17 protein-coding genes are annotated in these 18,796 nt (G+C 74.8%); 9 read left to right on the top strand and 8 right to left on the bottom strand.

Annotation, left to right across the window (positions count from 1 at the left end; translation table 11 throughout):
• Positions 1-110 precede the first annotated feature (110 nt).
• Positions 111-893 carry an adenosylcobinamide-GDP ribazoletransferase gene (locus tag J5Y05_RS26595; protein WP_210875628.1) on the bottom strand — a complete coding sequence of 261 codons (783 nt, stop codon included), beginning with the start codon at positions 891-893 and terminating at the stop codon, positions 111-113.
• 60 nt (positions 894-953) lie between these two features.
• Here J5Y05_RS26595 and J5Y05_RS26590 point away from each other — a divergent pair, with 60 nt between their 5' ends.
• Positions 954-1,706 (top strand): hypothetical protein, encoded by a 753-nt coding sequence (locus J5Y05_RS26590; RefSeq protein WP_210875627.1) that lies wholly within the window; start codon positions 954-956, stop codon positions 1,704-1,706.
• A 79-nt stretch (positions 1,707-1,785) separates the two neighbouring features.
• Here J5Y05_RS26590 and cobT read toward each other — a convergent pair whose 3' ends face one another.
• Positions 1,786-2,961: a nicotinate-nucleotide--dimethylbenzimidazole phosphoribosyltransferase gene (gene cobT, locus J5Y05_RS26585; RefSeq protein WP_247615374.1), complete on the bottom strand. Its 1,176-nt coding sequence runs from the start codon at positions 2,959-2,961 to the stop codon at positions 1,786-1,788.
• A gap of 174 nt (positions 2,962-3,135) precedes the next feature.
• Here cobT and J5Y05_RS26580 point away from each other — a divergent pair, with 174 nt between their 5' ends.
• Positions 3,136-3,873 carry a class I SAM-dependent methyltransferase gene (locus tag J5Y05_RS26580; RefSeq protein ID WP_210875626.1) on the top strand — a complete coding sequence of 246 codons (738 nt, stop codon included), beginning with the start codon at positions 3,136-3,138 and terminating at the stop codon, positions 3,871-3,873.
• Here J5Y05_RS26580 and J5Y05_RS26575 read toward each other — a convergent pair.
• On the bottom strand, positions 3,862-5,061 hold the full coding sequence (locus tag J5Y05_RS26575; RefSeq protein WP_210875625.1) for a bifunctional adenosylcobinamide kinase/adenosylcobinamide-phosphate guanylyltransferase: 1,200 nt from the start codon (positions 5,059-5,061) through the stop codon (positions 3,862-3,864). The two genes, J5Y05_RS26580 and J5Y05_RS26575, sit on opposite strands and share 12 nt — an antisense overlap.
• A gap of 245 nt (positions 5,062-5,306) precedes the next feature.
• On the opposite strand from J5Y05_RS26575, the gene J5Y05_RS26570 reads away from it, so the two are divergent.
• On the top strand, positions 5,307-5,519 hold the full coding sequence (locus J5Y05_RS26570; RefSeq protein ID WP_210875624.1) for a hypothetical protein: 213 nt from the start codon (positions 5,307-5,309) through the stop codon (positions 5,517-5,519).
• A gap of 104 nt (positions 5,520-5,623) precedes the next feature.
• Here the strand turns inward: J5Y05_RS26570 and J5Y05_RS26565 are convergent, their stop codons facing one another.
• From J5Y05_RS26565 to J5Y05_RS26555, 3 genes are all read right to left on the bottom strand, one after another.
• Positions 5,624-6,718 (bottom strand): S1C family serine protease, encoded by a 1,095-nt coding sequence (locus J5Y05_RS26565; protein ID WP_210875623.1) that lies wholly within the window; start codon positions 6,716-6,718, stop codon positions 5,624-5,626.
• Between the two features lie 221 nt (positions 6,719-6,939).
• The gene (locus J5Y05_RS26560) at positions 6,940-7,704 is read right to left on the bottom strand and encodes a class I SAM-dependent methyltransferase (protein WP_210875622.1); all 765 of its coding nucleotides are present in this window, start codon (positions 7,702-7,704) and stop codon (positions 6,940-6,942) included.
• An 83-nt stretch (positions 7,705-7,787) separates the two neighbouring features.
• Positions 7,788-8,516: a DUF3043 domain-containing protein gene (locus J5Y05_RS26555; protein ID WP_210875621.1), complete on the bottom strand. Its 729-nt coding sequence runs from the start codon at positions 8,514-8,516 to the stop codon at positions 7,788-7,790.
• A 187-nt stretch (positions 8,517-8,703) separates the two neighbouring features.
• Here J5Y05_RS26555 and J5Y05_RS26550 point away from each other — a divergent pair, with 187 nt between their 5' ends.
• The 5 genes from J5Y05_RS26550 to J5Y05_RS26530 all read left to right on the top strand — a co-directional run bounded on the left by J5Y05_RS26550 (position 8,704) and on the right by J5Y05_RS26530 (position 15,098).
• A complete protein-coding gene (locus J5Y05_RS26550; RefSeq protein ID WP_210875927.1) occupies positions 8,704-9,480 on the top strand; it encodes a PspA/IM30 family protein in 777 nt (258 codons plus the stop codon).
• 43 nt (positions 9,481-9,523) lie between these two features.
• Entirely contained in the window at positions 9,524-9,805 is a 282-nt protein-coding gene (gene pspAA, locus J5Y05_RS26545) for a PspA-associated protein PspAA (RefSeq protein ID WP_210875620.1), read from the top strand.
• A 120-nt stretch (positions 9,806-9,925) separates the two neighbouring features.
• Entirely contained in the window at positions 9,926-11,152 is a 1,227-nt protein-coding gene (locus J5Y05_RS26540) for a sensor histidine kinase (protein ID WP_210875619.1), read from the top strand.
• Positions 11,149-11,832: a response regulator gene (locus tag J5Y05_RS26535; RefSeq protein ID WP_210875618.1), complete on the top strand. Its 684-nt coding sequence runs from the start codon at positions 11,149-11,151 to the stop codon at positions 11,830-11,832. The genes J5Y05_RS26540 and J5Y05_RS26535 overlap by 4 nt, the downstream gene beginning before the upstream one ends.
• A 149-nt stretch (positions 11,833-11,981) precedes the next feature.
• Positions 11,982-15,098, top strand: a complete 3,117-nt coding sequence (locus J5Y05_RS26530) for an efflux RND transporter permease subunit (protein ID WP_210875617.1) — start codon at positions 11,982-11,984, stop codon at positions 15,096-15,098.
• A 105-nt stretch (positions 15,099-15,203) separates the two neighbouring features.
• Here J5Y05_RS26530 and nadA read toward each other — a convergent pair whose 3' ends face one another.
• Positions 15,204-16,388: a quinolinate synthase NadA gene (gene nadA / locus J5Y05_RS26525; protein ID WP_210875616.1), complete on the bottom strand. Its 1,185-nt coding sequence runs from the start codon at positions 16,386-16,388 to the stop codon at positions 15,204-15,206.
• A 251-nt stretch (positions 16,389-16,639) separates the two neighbouring features.
• Here nadA and erpA point away from each other — a divergent pair, with 251 nt between their 5' ends.
• Complete coding sequence (gene erpA / locus J5Y05_RS26520) at positions 16,640-16,996, top strand: iron-sulfur cluster insertion protein ErpA (protein WP_030417784.1); 357 nt, start codon at positions 16,640-16,642, stop codon at positions 16,994-16,996.
• A 178-nt stretch (positions 16,997-17,174) separates the two neighbouring features.
• Here the strand turns inward: erpA and J5Y05_RS26515 are convergent, their stop codons facing one another.
• Positions 17,175-18,725 carry a hypothetical protein gene (locus J5Y05_RS26515; protein WP_210875615.1) on the bottom strand — a complete coding sequence of 517 codons (1,551 nt, stop codon included), beginning with the start codon at positions 18,723-18,725 and terminating at the stop codon, positions 17,175-17,177.
• Positions 18,726-18,796: the final 71 nt, after the last annotated feature.

Here is an 18,796-nt window from a genome sequence, read left to right as displayed (position 1 = left end):
GGGCAGGTAATCGACCGGCACGAGCCTACGCGCGACCGTGTGTCCGATCCCTCCCCCGGGGCCCCTTTCCCGCCCGCGGCCCGTGCCGCAGGGGAGGGCTCCCGACCGGGTCAGCCGAGGACGAGCACGACCAGGGCCGTCGTGGCCGCCGTCTCCGCCACCGCGCCGAAGACGTCCCCCGTGACCCCGCCGAAGCGGCGTACGCAGCGCCGCAGCAGAAGACCGGCGGTCCCGGCGGCGCACACCACCGCGAGCGCCGCCCGCAGCGGTCCGTACGCCCCGAACAGGGCGCCCCCGGCCGCCGCGGCCCCCGTCACGGCGGCGGCGACGAGCAGCGCCGCGCGCACCGGCACCACCCCGGCGACCGCCGCGCCCAGCCCCTCCGGGCGCGCGGCCGGCACCCCGGAGCGGGCGGCCAGGGTCATCGCCAGCCGGGCCGCGACCGCCGAGACGACCGCGGCGAACGCCCCCTGCGCCCACGACCCCCGGTACGCCTCGGCCAGCGCCGCCACCTGGGCGAGCAGGACGAGGACCAGGACCAGCACGCCGAACGGGCCGATGTCCGACTGCCGCATGACGCGCAGCGCGCCCTCGGCGGGCCTGCCGCTGCCGAGCCCGTCGGCGGTGTCGGCGAGCCCGTCCAGGTGCAGGCCCCGGGTGAGGGCGGCCGGCACGGCGGCGCCGGCGACGGCGGCCAGCGGTGCGCCGGCGCCCAGGAACAGCAGCACCACACCGGCACCGGCCGCGAGGCCGCCGACGACCAGCCCGGCCAGCGGCGCGCAGAGCATGCCGCCGCGCGCGGCGTCCCGGTCCCAGCGGGTGACCCGGACCGGGAGGACGGTGAGGGTGCCGAAGGCGAAGCGGAGGCCGTCGGCGACGGGGGTCCTGAGCACCGGCGCAGACTACCCGGCGCTCACCAGGGCACCCGCCGCGCCCGGGGATAAAGTGCGCTTATGGGAGATTGGTGGCACCGGAACATCGTCGAACCGGGCAAGATGCCGCTGCTCCTCGCCCTCGCGTCCTTCGTGCTGACCTTCGTGATCACCCGGACCGTCACCCGGCTGATCCGGGCGGGCAAGGGGCCCTTCGGCAACGTCCGGGCGGGCGGGGTGCACATCCACCACGTGGTCCCCGGAGTGCTCCTCACCGTCGTCGGCGGCTTCGGGTCGATCGCCGGCGGGCTCCAGGGGGCGGGCGCCGCCTTCAGCGCGGTGGTCTTCGGCATCGGGATCGGCCTGGTCCTCGACGAGTTCGCGCTCATCCTCTACCTCGCCGACGTGTACTGGACCGAGGCCGGCCGCAAGAGCGTGGAGGTGGTGGTGATGACCGCCGCCCTGGTCGGTCTGCTGCTCCTCGGCTTCTCGCCGTTCGGCGTGAACGACCTCTCCCAGGGCGAGGTGCGGGACCGGGCGAGCGCCATCGCCACCGTCGCCGGGAACTTCCTCTTCTCCCTGCTCGCGCTCGGCAAGGGCAAGGCCCGGATCGCCCTGTTCGGCGTGGTCGTGCCGCTGGTCGCGCTGGTCGGGGCGGTCCGCCTGGCCCGCCCCGACTCGCCCTGGGCCCGCCGCTTCTACGTTCGCCGGCCGCGCGCCCGCGCCAGGGCCCGCCTGCGCGCCTACCACCACGACCGGCGCTGGTCCGGGCCGCGCCGCGCCTTCCAGAACTGGATCGGCGGACGCCCGGACCCGACGCAGGGACGGCACTGAGGGGGCCTTCGGGGCGGGCTGCCCCTCCGGGGGCCTGCGGGGCCTGCGGGGCCTCCGTGACCTCCGGGGCCTGCGGGGCCTACGCGTCCGGTCCGGGCTGTCCGGACCCCGCGCCGTGCTCGGCGTCCCGCGTGCCGGGTCCGGGTCCGGGTCCGGGTTCGCCGTCGCCGTCGCCGTCGCCGTCGCCGGGGCCGGCCGGGGCGGGGCGCTCGGGGCGCTCGGGGAGTTCCGCCGCCAGGGCCGAGGCGGCCTGCACCAGCGGCAGGGCCAGCACTCCGCCGGCCCCCTCGCCCACCGTCACCCCCTGCGTGAGCAGCGGCTCCAGGCCCAACCGGTCCAGCGCCCTGGCCTGCGCCGGCTCCCCGCTGTCGTGCGCCGCGAGCCACCAGTCCGGCGCCCGGAACGCCACCCGCTGGCCCACCAGCGCGCACGCCGCCGCCACCACGCCGTCCAGCAGCACCGGCATCTTGCGCACCGCGCTCTGGAGCAGGAAGCCCGTCATCGCCGTGAGGTCGGCCCCGCCCACCGTCGCCAGGAGCCGGAGCTGGTCGCCGAGGACCGGCCGGGCCCGCCGCAGCGCGTCGCGGATCGCCGCGCACTTGCGCATCCAGGCGAGGTCGTCGATGGCCAGCCCGCCGCGCCCGGTGACCACCGAGGCGTCGGTGCCGCACAACGCCGCCACCAGCACGCCCGCCGCCGTGGTCCCGCCCACGCTCACATCGCCGAGCACCACCAGATCCGTACCGGAGTCGGCCTCCTCGTCGGCCACCGCTACCCCGGCCCGGAACGCCGCCTCGGCCTCCTCGGCGCTCAGCGCGTCCTCGACGTCGATGCGACCGCCGGAGCGCCGCACCCGGTGCCGGACCACCTCGGCCGGGAGCGTCCCCGGATCGCAGTCCAGCGCCATGTCGACGACGCGCACCGGCACGCCGAGCCGCCGCGCCAGCACCGAGACCGGACGCCCGCCCTCCAGCACCTCCCGCACCAGATCGGCGGCGCCGCCGGCCGGCCGGGCCGAGACGCCCAGCTCCGCGATCCGGTGGTCCCCGGCGAAGAGCACCACCCGGGGCCGCTCCACCGGCCGCACCGGCACGGCGGACTGCGCCGCCGCCAGCCACTCGCCCAGGTCGTCCAGGCGGCCCAGCGATCCGGGCGGCACGGCCAGCCGCTCCCGGCGGGCCTCGGCGTCCCGGCGCACCCCGCCGTCGGGACGCTCGATCAGATCGGTGAAGTCGTCGAGATTCAGCGAGCTCATTCGGCAGACAGTACCGGCCCCGCCCCCGGCCGCGGAGGGCACATCCGCACCGCGCGCCCGGGGGGCGTGGCTGCGCCCCGGACAGCCATCCGCTGCGTACCGTTTTGCCTGGATTGTCATGTGTCGTGTCCGAGGCGTGTCCGTCCGCTTCGACCCTCTCGCCGGGAGCCGTCCATGTCCGTACCGTCCGCCCCCTCGGTCCCTCCCCGCCCCGTCCACGGGCCGCACCGCGAGGACTGCCCCTGGTGCGGCTCGCGGCGGCTGCGCCCGCGGCCCCGCCTGCGCGACCCCCGGCGCCACCCTCCCGTCCGCCCCGGCCTCGACCGGTGCCGCGACTGCGGCCACGCCTTCCGCAACCCCCTCGCCGTCGCCGGCGCCGACCACCCCGCCGTGCGGGCCGGCTTCCGCCTCCGGCACGTCCTCGCCGCCCGCGCCGTCTTCCGGCGCTGCCCCGAGCCCGAGAGCTGGCTCGACGTCGGCACCGGCGACGCCGACTTCCCGCACACCGCGCGCCGCTGGTTCCCGTACACGTCCTTCGACGGCGTCGACCCCACGCCCCGGGTGCTGCGGGCCCGCGCCGCCGAACGCGTCGAGGAGGCCCACGTCGGCCGCCTCACCGACCCGCTGCTGGCGGCCCGGCTGCACGCCCGCTACGACGTGGTCAGCCTCTTCCACCAACTGGAGCGCGTCCCCGACCCCCGCGCCGAACTGGCCGCCGCCCTGCACGCGTTGCGTCCCGGCGGCCTCCTCCTGCTCGACGTGGCCGACCCGCGCCGGCTGCGGGCGCTCGCCCCCGGCCACACCCCGCACCCGGCCGGGCTCGCCACCGAACTGGAGGAGCGGGGCTGTACGGTCCTCACCGCGGCGCAGGACCCCCGCCTGATCGCCCGCAAGGAGGCGTCAGCCGCGTAGCACCAGCGCCTGGCCGGCCACCACCAGCACCACCTGCTCGCACTCCCCGGCGAACGCCGCGTTCAGCCGCCCGAGTTCGTCCCGGTAGCGGCGCCCCGACGCGGTGGCCGGCACGATCCCCGACCCCACCTCGTTCGACACGGCGACCACGGTGCGCCGGGTGGCGCGCACCGCCGCCGTCAGCTCCCGCACCCGCTCCCGCAGCGCCCGCTCCCCGCCGTCGGCCCACTGGGCGTCGTCCCAGGCGCCGACGGCGTCCATCACGTCCGTCAGCCACAGCGACAGGCAGTCGACCAGCAGCGGCGGCCCGTCCTCGGCCAGCAGCGGCACCAGATCGCAGGTCTCGGTGGTGCGCCAGGACCCCGGCCGCCGCTCCCGGTGCGCGCTCACCCGCGCCGCCCACTCCGTGTCCCCGCCGCGCGATCCGCCGGTCGCCACGTAGAGCACGTCGGGGAAGGACTCCAGCCGCCGTTCGGCCTCCACCGACTTCCCCGAACGGGCCCCGCCGAGCACCAGCGTCCGGCGCGGCACCCCGGGCGCCTCCCCGCCGTCGCCGACGGCGAGCGTCGTCCCGTCCGGCACCGCCCGCGCCCCCGCCGCGGCGAGCCGCCGGTCCAGCTCGCGGCCGGGCGGCGCGTCGTGGCCGACGTGCACCGCGACCACGTCGGTGGCCGGGCCCACCGCCCCCACCGCGCGCAGCCGCGCCAGCGCGTCCGGCCGGCCCACGAGGTCGGCGAGGACCAGGTCGTAGCGGTCGGCCGGCTCCTCCAGCCCCGCGGGGGCGCCGCCCGGCGGCAGGTACAGCAGCCGCCGCCCGTCCGGTCCCGTGACGGCGTACCCGGTGCCGGGCGCGTCCATCGCCACCGCCCGCACCCGGTGCCCGGTCAGCAGCGCCAGCTCCCGCCCGTCCGGCACCCGCCCCGGCTGCGGCAGCCCGGCCGGCACCTCCACCGCCGGTCCCTCGTGCGGGTGCGACAGCAGCACCTGCCGTACGCCGGTCAGCGAGTGCCCGGCGCGCGCGGCGGCGAAGACGGCGCCGGGCGTCAGGTCGAAGAGCAGCGCCCCGTCCACCAGCAGCGAGGTCGCCGCCCGCGCCCCGGCGCCCTGCGCCACGGCACAGGCCGCGCAGGGACAGTCGGGGCGGGGGAGTCCCGCGGGGTCACCGGTGCCGAGCAGAGTCACGTCCACGCCCCGATTTTCCCCGGCCGCCCCGGGTCCCGCCCGCCCGAGGTCCCGCAAGGGCGGCGTGGGCGGCCGGGTCCGGTGCGCCGGGGGTGACGGCGGCACCGTCCCGCGCGGGACGGGAGCACCCTGCCCGGCCGGCGGAACGCGGCCTTCTACGACGGGCCCGGATCAGCGCATAGGCTGCGCCCGGGAGGCCGGACCGCGAGCCGGCCCCCGCACGGCACGTGGCTCACCTCTGGGAGGCGTAGATGGCGGCATGGACGTGGCGGTTCGAGACGGCCGACGGGACGGAGGTCCCGCCCGCGGTGGAGCCGGAGGAGTTCACCACCCAGGGCGACGCCGAATCGTGGCTCGGCGAGTACTGGAAGGACCTCAAGGCGGGCGGCGCGGACCAGGTGCGGCTGTTCGAGGACGCCAAGGAGATCTACGGGCCGATGAGCCTGCACGCCGACGCGGCCTGACCGGCGCCGGACGCCGGACGCCGGACGGGGGACGCCGGACGCCGGACGCCGGACGGGGGACCGGGGCGGGTCCCGGGACGTGAGTCCCGTGGCCCGCCCCCGTCTCACTGCTCGCCCAGCGTCACGTCCGCGGTGTGCCGGTCACCGCCGCGGGTGTACGTCACCTTGACCCGGTCGCCCGGCTTCCGCGCCGCCAGCGCCTCGGAGAGCGAGGTGATCGTGGTGATGCCCGTGTCCCCCAGCCGGGTGATGACGTCCCCGCTGCGCAGCCCCGCCTTGTCCGCGGCCCCGCCCTTCTTCACGTCGACCACGGCCACCCCGGCGGGCTTGAACTCCTGGTCGACGACGGTACGGCCGGTGATCTCCAGCGCCGCCCGGCCCGAGTCGGTGACCCGGCCGTGCGCGATGATCTGGTCGGCGACCGTCTTCACCATCGACGCCGGGATCGCGAACCCGATGCCGGGCGCCGCGCTGTCGCCGAGGCCCGGGTCGGTCGCGGCGAGCGTCGGGATGCCGATGACCCGGCTGTCCAGGTTCACCAGGGCGCCGCCGCTGTTGCCGGGGTTGATGGCCGCCGAGGTCTGCACCATGTTGGCGATGGTCGCGCCCGTGCCCCCGCCGCTGCTGCCCTCGGTGACCGTTCGCCCGGTCGCCGACACGATCCCCTGCGTCACGCTGGAGGAGAGCCCGAGCGGCGAGCCCATCGCCAGCACGATCTGGCCCACCTCGACCGACGAGGAGTCCCCGAACACCGCCGCCTTCACGCCCCGCGGCACGGCGTCCAGCTTGATCACGGCGAGGTCCTGCTCCGGGTAGGCGGAGACGAGGGTGGCGGCGAGGGACTGCTCGCTGTGGGCGGTGGTCACCCGGAAGGTCTTCCGGTCCCCGACCACGTGCGCGTTGGTGACGACGTGGCCCTTGTCGTCGTAGACCACGCCCGAGCCGAGGTCGTTGCCGGCCTGGATCTGCACGACCGAGGGCAGGACGTCCTTGATCACCCGCTGGTAGTCGGACTGGAGGCTGTCGGTGGCCCGCGCGGCGGCCCGCGCCTCGGTGCCCTCCCGCTCGCCCGCGCCGGGCCCGGCGTCCGGACCGGAGGCCGCCGCCGAGCAGCCGGTGGCGAGCAGCAGCCCGCAGAGCGGCAGGGCGAGGCGCGTGCGGAGGGGGCGCGGGGTCGTCCGCGTGCGGGAAGCGTCCATGCCCCGAGTCTCACGGCCCGCCGCCGGACCGGCCCCCGGTGCACACCCGAACGGGCGGCCCCGGCGGCCGACACCGGTTCGGGGGCGGGCGCGGGGGAGCGGAGTGGCGGAACCGCCGGCGGAGGCGGTCCCGGAGGACGCCGGGACGGCGGAGGGAGGTACTGCGGAGGGAGGTACTGCGGAGGTACGGCGGCCGGACGGCGGCCGGACGGGTGTCCCCGTCAGCCGCGCACCCCGCACAGGTGCAGCAGCGCGGCCACCCCGCGGTACGGGTCCGTGCGCCCGGCCCGCTCCTCGGCCGCCAGCAGCGCCGGCAGGTCGCCGTCCGGGTCCGTGCCCGGCCCGGACGAGGCGCCCGGCGCGTCCGTGAAGACCCGTACGCCGTACCAGGCGCGCAGCGGGGCGCCGATCCCCGCGAGCTTCGCCGTCAGCGTCGCCAGACGGTCCGCGCGGAGCTCACCCCGGGGCCGCGGCGGGTCCGCCTCCTCGTCCGAGGGCGTCCGGGACGAGGGCAGGGCGGCGGTCACGGTCTCCGGGCCGTCGAAGGCGGCCAGCGCCGCGGACCACTCGCCGCGCAGCCCCGGGCGCATGGCGAGCGCGTCGCCGTTGCACACCAGCAGGGACAGCAGCCCGCCCGGGGCGAGCATCCGGGCCAGCCCCGCGAGCAGCGGATCGGGTTCCTCGACGTACATCAGCACGCCGTGGCAGAGCACCACGTCGAAGCCGCCGGGCAGGAAGTGCACGCCGGTGTCGCGGCCGTCGCCCTCCAGGATGCGCATCCGCTCCCGGATGCCCTCGGGCTCGCGCGCCAGGCGGTCGCGGGCGGCGGCGATCGTCTCCGCGTCCCGCTCCACACCGGTCACCCGGTGCCCGGCCCGTGCCAGCCGCAGCGCCTGGACGCCGCGGCCCATGCCCACGTCGAGCACCCGCAGCCGCCGGCCGACGGCGAACCGGCCGGCCATCTGCTCGTCGAGCTGCCGGGCCACCAGTTCCTGCCGTACGACGGCGGAGGTGCCGTCGGGACCGTCCAGCAGCTCCCGCGCCGCGTCCCCCGCCAGCGGTGTGACGCTCAGGGCCGCTCCCCGCGCTTGACGCGCGGCTTGGGCAGCCGGAGCCGGCGCATCTGGAGCGAGCGCATCAGCGCGTACGCGACGGCGCCGCGGCGGCGCTCGTCCGGGAACCGGTCGGCGAGGATCTTCCGCAGCCGGAAGCCGCTGACGAGCGAGTCCAGCACGATCATCACGATCACGACCAGCCACAGCAGCAGCGCGATGTTCTGCAGCGCAGCCACCCGGATCACGCTCAGCACGAGGATGATCACGGCCATCGGCAGGAAGTACTCGGCGATGTTGAACCGCGAGTCGACGAAGTCGCGGGCGAACCGGCGGACCGGGCCCTTGTCGCGCAGCGGCAGGTACCGCTCGTCGCCGCTGGCGAGCGCCTGGCGCTGCCGCTCCAGCTCGACCCGGCGCTGCTCGCGCTGGCGCTTGGATGCCTCCTTGCGCGTCATCGGCGTGTTGGCGACGCTGCGGCGCTGGGACTGGGCCTCACTGCGCTTGGGAGTGGGCCTGCCCTTGGGGGCCTGCGGGTCGCGGGGCTGCTTGGAGTCGGTCACCGGCGCCTTGTCGGCGCTCGGGGCCTTCTCATCCTTGGCACGGCTACGGAACACAGAACCCAAGGGTACGGGGTGGACGGGTGTGGACCCACGCCCGGTGGGGAACGATCCGGCAACACCGGGCGTCTGTAGGAGCACGGAGGGGGTGCCGCGCGGCGGGCCGGAGTGTCGCTTTCCGGACATTCCCGGGGGGCGTCTCCTCCCTGCGCCGGACCGGAAGCGTCCGCGGTCGTCCTTGCGGATGAGCGCATCCGGCCCCGGACAGTGCGGTAATGGACGCAGGGCCCGTACTGTGGGTTCTGTTGCAGTCGCTGGAGCTGAGTCGGTCAGAAGGGGGCGCGCGAAGCCCATGAGCGGTGTCATGAAGCGTATGGGGATGATCTTCCGCGCGAAGGCCAACAAGGCCCTTGACCGGGCCGAGGACCCGCGCGAGACCCTCGATTACTCGTACCAGAAACAGCTTGAGCTGCTACAGAAGGTGCGCCGCGGGGTCGCCGACGTGGCGACCAGCCGCAAGCGTCTGGAGCTGCAGCTCAACCAGTTGCAGTCGCAGTCGTCCAAGCTGGAGGACCAGGGCCGCAAGGCGCTCGCGCTGGGCCGCGAGGACCTGGCCCGCGAGGCGCTCTCCCGCCGCGCCGCCCTCCAGCAGCAGGTGACGGACCTGGAGACGCAGCACTCCACGCTCCAGGGCGAGGAGGAGAAGCTCACCCTGGCGGCCCAGCGGCTCCAGGCGAAGGTGGACGCCTTCCGCACCAAGAAGGAGACCATCAAGGCGACCTACACGGCCGCCCAGGCGCAGACCCGCATCGGCGAGGCGTTCTCCGGCATCTCCGAGGAGATGGGCGACGTGGGCCTGGCGATCCAGCGTGCCGAGGACAAGACCGCCCAGCTCCAGGCGCGGGCCGGTGCCATCGACGAACTGCTGGCCTCCGGCGCCCTCGACGACCAGTCCGGCATGCAGAAGGACGACCTCCAGGCCGAGCTGGACCGGCTCTCCGGTGGTACGGATGTGGAGCTGGAACTGCAGCGGATGAAGGCCGAGCTGGCCGGCTCCGGCTCCGACGGCCGCCAGGCCATCGAGGGCGGCGAGCGGCAGGCGCAGCCCGAGCAGCAGTCGCAGGACACGCCGCGCTTCGACAAGCAGTGACCACCACCGACGGCCACCGGGGTCCATCGCCGAGGAGGGCGACATGATCGTACGGATCATGGGGGAGGGGCAGGTGAAGCTGGCCGACGACCGGCTCACCGAGCTGAACAAGCTGGACGACGAGCTGCTGGCCGAGATGGAGAACGGCGACGGACCCGGTTTCCGCGCGACCCTCCACGCTCTGCTGGCCAAGGTCCGGGAGCTGGGCGAGCCGCTGCCGGACGACGCCCTGGAGCCGTCGGACCTCATCCTCCCCGGTCCGGACGCCACCCTGGAGGGCGTCCGCGACCTCCTCAGCGACGACGGCCTGATCCCCGGGGCGTGACGCCTCCGGCGGGCGGCGGGAGACGAAACGGCCCCCGGGCCCGGTGTTCCCGCCCGCCCGGCCTCCGTGCCCCCCCCGGGCCCGGGGGGTCGGTGGGCGGGGCGGATAGCGTAGGCGGACGTGAGTACCCTCGCGCGTGCCCGGTGTCGGATCGGGGCGCATCCCTCGGCGCTGGACGCGGCCCTCGCGGCGGTCGTCCTGGGCTGCATGGTGGCCGGCACCTTCATGGACCGGCACGGGCCCGACGGCGTCACCTGGGGCGTGCGCGCCCCCGACCCGCTCAGCCTGCTCCTCATGGTGCTCGGCGCCGCCGCACTCGTCTTCCGCCGCCGCGCCCCGCTGGCGGTCCTCGCGGTCACCGGCGGCCTCTCCGTCGTCGAATGCCTCACCGGCGACCCGCGCGCCCCCGTCGTGATGTCCGCGGTCGTCGCCCTCTACACCGTCGCCGCCCGCACCGACCGCCCCACCACCTGGCGGGTCGGCCTGCTCACCATGACCGTCCTCACCGGCGTCGCCATGCTCGCCGGGTCCCCGCCCTGGTACGCGCAGGAGAACCTCGCCGTCTTCGCCTGGACCGGCATCGGCGCCACCGCCGGGGACGCGGTGCGCAGCCGCCGGGCCTTCGTGCACGCCATCCGCGAACGGGCCGAGAAGGCCGAGCGGACCCGCGAGGAGGAGGCCCGCCGCCGCGTCGCCGAGGAGCGGCTGCGCATCGCCCGCGACCTGCACGACGTCGTCGCCCACCACATCGCCCTGGTCAACGTGCAGGCCGGTGTCGCCGCCCACGTCATGGACCGGCGCCCCGACCAGGCCAAGGAGGCCCTCGCCCACGTACGGGAGGCCGGCCGCTCCGCGCTGGAGGAACTGCGCGCCACCGTCGGCCTGCTCCGCCAGTCCGGCGACCCCGAGGCGCCGACCGAACCCGCCCCCGGACTCGACCGCCTCGACGAACTCGTCGCCACCTTCCGCAACGCCGGGATGCGCGTCGAGGTGGCCCGCGCCGACCAGGGCACCGTCCTGCCCACCGCCGCCGGTCTCGCCGCGTACCGGATCATCCAGGAGGCCCTGACCAACGTGCGCAAGCACGCCGGGGCGGACGCCGCCGCCGAGGTCAGCGTCGTACGGGTGGGGACGGACATCGAGGTCACCGTCCTCGACGACGGCACCGGCGAGCGGGCCCGCGACGGCGTCCCCGACGGCGGCGGGCACGGACTGCTCGGCATGCGCGAGCGCGTCACCGCGGTCCGCGGGACCCTCACCACCGGCCCCCGCTACGGCGGCGGCTTCCGGGTCCATGCGATCCTTCCGGTCGGCAGCCGCACCGACACCGCGCAGGAGCCCGCATGACCATCCGTGTCCTGCTCGCCGACGACCAGGCCCTGCTGCGCAGCGCCTTCCGGGTGCTGGTCGACTCCGAGCCCGACATGGAGGTGGTCGGGGAGGCGTCCGACGGCGCCGAGGCGGCCCGGCTGGCCGGGGAGCACCGGCCCGACGTGGTCCTCATGGACATCCGCATGCCCGGCACCGACGGCCTCGCCGCCACCCGCATGATCAGCTCCGATCCGGCGCTCGGCCGGGTCCGGGTGGTCATCCTGACCACCTTCGAGGTCGACGAGTACGTGGTGGGCGCGCTGCGCGCGGGCGCCTCCGGCTTCCTCGGCAAGGGCGCCGAGCCCGGCGAACTGCTCAACGCCATCCGCGTCGCGGCCGGCGGCGACGCCCTGCTCTCCCCGGCCGCCACCAAGGGGCTGATCGCCCGCTTCCTCGCCCAGGAGGGCCCCGGCGGCGCGGACCGCGACCCGCGCCGCGCCGAACGCCTCGCCTCGCTGACCGGCCGCGAGCGCGAGGTGCTGGTGCAGGTCGCCGGCGGACACTCCAACGACGAGATCGCCGAACGCCTCACCGTCAGCCCGCTCACCGTGAAGACCCACGTCAACCGGGCGATGGCCAAGCTCGGCGCCCGCGACCGCGCCCAGCTCGTGGTGATCGCGTACGAGTCCGGACTGGTACGTCCGAGGGTGGACTGAGCCCCGGGGGGCGTACTGCGCAGGGAGTAGGCGGGCCCCGGGAAATGGACCTGGGGCTTACGGAACCGGGGCCGCGCATGGCGCAGGGTGTGAGGTGGGCGCCGACGTGCCCGCTCTCCGCTCAGGCCACAGAAGGAAGACCCTCACCCATGTCCTGGCTGTCGAGATTCAGCCTCGCGCAACGGGCCCTGATAGGGCTGATGTCGATCATCGCGCTCGTCTTCGGGGCGATCGCGATCCCCCAGCTCAAGCAGCAACTGCTGCCCACCATCGAACTGCCCATGGTGTCCGTGGTGGCGCCGTACCAGGGCGCGTCGCCGGACGTGGTCGAGAAGCAGGTCGTCGAACCGATCGAGAACAGCCTCCAGGCCGTCGACGGGATCTCCGGCGTCACCTCGAAGGCTTCCGAGGGCAGCGCCGTGATCATGGCGTCCTTCGACTACGGCAACGGCACCCAGCAGCTCGTCGCCGACGTCCAGCAGGCCGTCAACCGCGCCCGCGCCGCGCTCCCGGCCGGTGTGGACCCGCAGGTCGTCTCCGGCTCCACGGACGACATCCCGACCGTGGTCCTCGCCGTCACCTCCGACAAGGACCAGCAGGCCCTGGCCGACCAGCTCGACAAGGCGGTCGTCCCCGAGCTGAAGAGCATCGACGGCGTCGCCCAGGCCGTGATCGACGGCGTCCGCGACGTCCAGATCACCGTCACCCCGGACCCGGCGAAGCTGGCGAAGGCGAAGCTCGCCCCGCAGGCGATCGGCCAGGCCCTCCAGGCGGGCGGCGCGACCGTCCCCGCGGGCTCCTTCGACGAGGCCGGCGCCAACCGCACCGTCCAGGTCGGCGGCGGCTTCACCTCCCTGAAGCAGATCCAGGACCTGCGCGTGGCGGGCGAGGGCGGCGGCAAGCCGGTGCGCCTCGGCGACGTCGCCGAGGTCGTGCAGCAGGAGGCGCGCGCCGACTCCCTGACCCGTACCAACGGCAAGCCGAGCCTGGCCGTCGCGCTCACCATGGACCACGACGGCAGCGCGGTCTCCATCTCGCGGGCGGTCCAGGACATGCTGCCCGAGCTGCGCGAGTCGCTCGGCTCCGGCGCCACGCTCACGGTCGTCAGCGACCAGGGCCCGGCGGTCTCCAAGGCCATCGAGGGCCTGACCACGGAGGGCGCGCTCGGCCTGGTCTTCGCCGTCCTGGTGATCCTGGTCTTCCTCGCCTCGATCCGCTCCACGCTGGTCACGGCGGTCTCCATCCCGCTGTCGGTGGTGCTGGCGCTGATCGTGCTGTGGACCCGTGACCTCTCGCTCAACATGCTGACGCTGGGCGCGCTGACCATCGCCGTCGGCCGGGTCGTCGACGACTCGATCGTGGTCCTGGAGAACATCAAGCGGCACCTGGGCTACGGCGAGGAGCGCCGGGAGGCCATCCTCAAGGCCGTCCGCGAGGTGGCCGGCGCGGTCACCTCCTCGACCCTCACCACGGTCGCCGTCTTCCTGCCGATCGGCCTGGTCGGCGGCATGGTGGGCGAGCTGTTCGGCTCGTTCAGCCTGACCGTCACCGCCGCGCTGCTGGCCTCGCTGCTGGTGTCGCTGACGGTGATCCCGGTCCTGTCGTACTGGTTCCTGCGGCCCCCGAAGGGGACCCCCGAGGACGCGGCGGAGGCCCGCCGGGTGGCCGAGGAGAAGGAGGCGCGCAGCCGTCTGCAACGCCTGTACATCCCGGTCCTGCGCTTCGCCACGCGGCGCCGGCTGACCAGCCTGGGCATCGCCGTGGCGGTGCTGCTCGCCACCTTCGGCATGGCCCCGCTGCTGAAGACCAACTTCTTCGACCAGGGCGAGCAGAAGGTCCTCAGCATCAAGCAGGTGCTGAAGCCGGGCACCAGCCTGGCCGCCACCGACGAGCAGGCCGCGAAGGTCGAACGGCTGCTGTCGCGGACCAAGGGCGTCAAGGACCACCAGGTCACCATCGGCTCCTCCGGCTTCATGGCGGCCTTCGGCGGCGGTACGGACAGCAACCAGGCCAGCTACCAGGTGATGCTGGAGGACTCGGCCTCCTCCGAGAAGGTCCGCAGCGCGCTGGAGGACGGTCTCGCCGGGCTCGACGGCATCGGCACCACCACGGTCTCGGCCGGTGACGGCTTCGGCAGCCAGGACCTGAGCGTCGTCGTCAAGGCGTCCGACGCGAAGGTGCTGCGCGAGGCGACGGAGCAGGTCCGCAAGACGGTCGCCGGGCTCGACGACGTCACGGACGTCACCAGCGACCTGGCGCAGAGCGTGCCGCGGATCTCCGTCACCTCCGACGAGCGTGCCGCCGAGGCCGGTTTCACCGAGCAGACGCTCGGCGCGGCCGTCGCCCAGGCGGTGCGGGGCACCCCGGTCGCCAAGGCGGTCGTGGACGACACCGAGCGCGATGTGGTCATCCGGTCGGCGCAGTCCGCCGGGACGCTCGCCGAGCTGAAGGCGCTGCCCCTCGGCCCGGTGAAGCTGGGGGACATCGCCACGGTGAAGCTGGTGGACGGCCCGGTGTCGATGACCCGGATCGACGGCCAGCGCGCGGCGACGGTCACCGCCCGTCCCACCGGCGACAACACCGGCGCGGTGAGCGCGACCCTCCAGACGAAGATCGCCGATCTGAAGCTGCCGGCCGGTGCCACGGCCGAGATCGGCGGGGTCAGCGCGGACCAGGACGAGGCGTTCGTGAGCCTGTTCCTGGCGATGCTGGCGGCGGTCGCCATCGTGTTCATGCTGCTGGTCGGCACCTTCCGGTCGCTGGCCCAGCCGCTGATCCTGCTGGTGTCCATCCCGTTCGCGGCGACCGGCGCCATCGGCCTGCTGCTCGTCACCGGCACCCCGATGGGCGTCCCGGCGATGATCGGCATGCTGATGCTCATCGGCATCGTGGTCACCAACGCGATCGTGCTGATCGACCTGATCAACCAGTACCGCGCGCGGGGCCACGGCATCGTCGAGGCGGTGATCGAGGGCGGCCGGCACCGTCTGCGGCCCATCCTCATGACCGCGCTGGCGACGATCTTCGCCCTGCTGCCGATGGCGCTGGGCGTCACCGGCGAGGGCGGCTTCATCGCGCAGCCGCTGGCCGTGGTGGTGATCGGCGGTCTGATCACGTCGACGCTGCTGACACTGCTGCTGGTCCCGACGCTCTACGCCATGCTGGAGCTGGGCAAGGAGCGCCGGGCGAAGAAGCGCGCGGCGAAGCGGGGCACGCTGCCGCCCCAGCCGGAGCCCACCCAGGAACCGGAGCCGGCGCAGGTCTGATCCGGCGACCCGCACGCACCACGAGGAGGGGGTGTCCCGCAGACGCGGGGCACCCCCTCCGGGCGTACGGACACGTGGAGGGGGTGCCCGTGACGCGGTGAACCGTTACGGCAGCGCCAGCATCCGCTCCAGGGCGAGCTTGGCGAACGCCTCGGTCTCCTCGTCGACCTGGATGCGGTTGACGAGGGTGCCCTCGGCGAGCGACTCCAGCGCCCAGACCAGGTGCGGGAGGTCGATGCGGTTCATGGTGGAGCAGAAGCAGACCGTCCGGTCGAGGAAGACGACCTCCTTGCCCTCCGGCGCGAAACGGTTCGCCAGCCGGCGCACCAGGTTCAGTTCGGTGCCGATGGCCCACTTGGAGCCGGCCGGCGCCGCCTCCAGCGTCTTGATGATGTACTCGGTCGAGCCGACGTAGTCCGCCGCGGCCACGACCTCGTGGCGGCACTCGGGGTGCACCAGGACGTTGACGCCCGGCACCCGCTCGCGCACGTCGCGCACCGATTCGAGGCTGAAGCGGCCGTGCACCGAGCAGTGGCCCCGCCACAGGATCATCTTGGCGGCGCGCAGCTCCTCGACCGTCAGTCCGCCGTTGGGGCGGTGCGGGTTGTAGACGACGCAGTCGTCGAGGGAGAGACCGAGGTCCCGTACCGCGGTGTTGCGCCCGAGGTGCTGGTCGGGCAGGAAGAGGATCTTCTCGCCCTGTTGGAAGGCCCACTCCAGGGCCCGGCGGGCGTTGGACGAGGTGCAGATGGTGCCGCCGTGCTTGCCCGTGAACGCCTTGATGTCCGCGGACGAGTTCATGTACGAGACGGGCACCACCTGCTCGGTTATCCCGGCCTCGGCCAGGACGTCCCAGCACTCCGCGACCTGTTCGGCGGTGGCCATGTCCGCCATGGAGCAGCCGGCCGCGAGATCGGGGAGGACGACCTTCTGGTCGCCGGTGGTCAGGATGTCGGCCGACTCCGCCATGAAGTGCACACCGCAGAAGACGATGTACTCCGCCTCCGGGCGGGCGGCGGCGTCCCGGGCCAGCTTGAAGGAGTCGCCCGTGACGTCGGCGAACTGGATGACCTCGTCGCGCTGGTAGTGGTGGCCGAGGACGAAGACCTTGTCCCCGAGCTTCTTCTTGGCCGCGCGGGCGCGGGCGACCAGGTCCGGGTCGGAGGGGGAGGGCAGATCGCCGGGGCACTCCACGCCGCGCTCGCTGCGCGGGTCGGCCTCGCGGCCGAGCAGGAGCAGGGCGAGGGGAGTCGGCTGCACGTCGAGCTCCTGGGGTTGGGCGGTGGTCACGACACGCACCCTTTCTACTTTTCGTCGAACTGACGCTATATATCATAACCGGTTCACGTCACTTTGACGATGCCCATCGCGTCGCTGTGACGTGAATCCCGGCCCTCGCATCGCTGTCCGCCTCCCGGACCATGTGCGAGCATGAGGGACAGGCCGAGGGGAAAAGAACGGGTCCGGCCCGGAATGAATCCACGGCCCCGCCGGTTGCAACCGTCGGCAAGCAGTCTCCGTACAACCCGGGAGAGATGTAGATGTCCGTATCGGACGAGACCACCACCGTCACCGACGGCATCATCCTGACCGACGCCGCCGCGTCGAAGGTCAAGGCGCTGCTCGACCAGGAAGGCCGCGACGACCTGGCGCTCCGCGTCGCCGTCCAGCCCGGCGGCTGCTCCGGCCTGCGCTACCAGCTCTTCTTCGACGAGCGCTCGCTCGACGGCGACGTCCTGAAGGACTTCGACGGCGTCAAGGTCGTCACCGACCGCATGAGCGCCCCCTACCTGGTCGGCGCCACCATCGACTTCGTGGACACGATCGAGAAGCAGGGCTTCACGATCGACAACCCCAACGCGACCGGCTCCTGCGCCTGCGGCGACTCCTTCAGCTAGAACGGCCAGGTCAGGCAGAACGGCCAGGACTGCTTGAACCATCAGGACTGCCAGGACTGCCAGGACTGACAGAACTGCTTGAGCGCGGCCAGAACGCGAGCGCCTGCGAGGGCGGCGGCACCGGCGACACGCCCGGACCGCCGCCTTTCGGCGTGTCGCCTCCGGGGACGGCTTCCCGTCAGCGGGCGTCGGGCAGCCGCGCGCCCGGCTTGTGCATCGGGACGGGCGTGCCGTCCGGGGCGAGGACGGAACGGGTGCCGAGCGGCTCGTCCAGCCGTACCGTCCGCTCGTACTCCCGGGCGACCAGGATGCAGACCTTCCCGGGCTCCTGGCGCTCGGTCACGGTGACCGTCACCTCGTTTTTCCCGGCCTCGGCCGACGCCGAGTAGGACGAGCAGACGCCGCCGGTGAAGTACACGGTCAGCTCACGGCCCTCCGTCCGGTACCCGCTGACCTCCACCTCCCGCGTCGCGCTCCCCTCCGAGGGGGCCGGGGTGGTCGCAGGGGCGAGGTAGACCGGGTCGACCGCCGGATGCGTCACCGTCTCCGTGGACTTCGCGCCCGGCCGCCGCACCTCGAACAGCCAGGACGGCACCAGCACCGGCCGCCCCCGCACCGGATGCGCGGCCAGCCCGAAGACCGCCTCCTCCACCGACGCCGTCGGCGGCTCCACCGCGGTCCGCGGCCCCGCATCGCACGGCGCGGCGAGGGAGTCTCCCGGCACCCGCTCCACCCCGTCCAGCGGTACGGCGCTCGCGCAGCCGCCGATACCCCCCGCCGCGCCCGCGCCCGGCGCGTTCAGCGACTCCAGCGTCCGCGCGGCGTCCAGGACCGGGTACGCGTCGCCCTTCACCGGCGCCGCCATCCGGCCCGCGCCGCCGGACACCTCGCCCCCGGGGCCCACCAGCACCCCGGTCGTCCAGCCCCGGGTCGGCAGCCCGTCCACCACCGGCTCGGCGTTCACCGCCCGCTGCGCGCCGGTCACCTGGCCCGCGTCCAGCCGGGCCGTCTCCAGCCCGAGCGCCTTGAGCACCGGCGCCGCCGCCTTCCTCGCCGCGGCCTCGCCCACCGGGGTGCCGCCGGACGGGGCCGGGCAGGCGGTGCCCTTGCGGCAGTCGTCGGAGCCGGCGGCGTAGCGCTGGAACGTCCAGGTGCCCGGCGCCGCCCGCTCCACCGTGAGCACCGCGCCCGAACCGCCGTCGACGCGGCCCGCCTTCCACGTCCCGCCGCGCTCCACCGGCGGGTCCGTCACGCCGAGCGCCTTCGCCAGCCGGGCCACGTCCGCCGCGCCGACCTCGCCCTCCGCCCGGTACACCGGCGCCGTACGCGGCCCCTCGGGCAGCGGGCCGGACGCGCGGTAGCGGACGCCGGACGGATCGGGCTCGCCCGGGGCGATGCCGACGCCGCCCGTGCCGGGCGCGGGCCGGTCGTCGAGGAGCAGCGGCGGGGGAGTGCCCTCGCCCGCGGAACCGGGACCGGTCGCGGTGGAGCCGCCACCGGACTGGCCCGACCGGGCGGACGCCGACGCCAGGTACGCGCCGCCGCCCCCGGCGAGCAGCACGGCCGCGGCGACGCAGGCGACGACCGCGCCCCGAGGACGCCGCGCCGGACGCGGACCGTCCGTAACGGGGGCGTCCCCGGACGGACCGTCGACGGGCGCGGCGCCCGCCGCGTCGGACACCTCGGGGGGCGCGGCGCCGCCGTCCTTGTCGGGTCGCTCGCTGTTCACCGCATCGCTCCTTCGGCCGTGTCGGGGGACGGCGGTGAGACGCGGTGGACGGGCGTCCGGTTCCCGGTGAC

The organism is Streptomyces tagetis (assembly GCF_018069565.1).
GTDB classification, from domain to species: Bacteria; Actinomycetota; Actinomycetes; order Streptomycetales; family Streptomycetaceae; genus Streptomyces; species Streptomyces tagetis.
The sequence above is the reverse complement of the archived record's forward strand: the minus strand, read 5'-3'. Positions and strand labels throughout refer to the sequence as shown.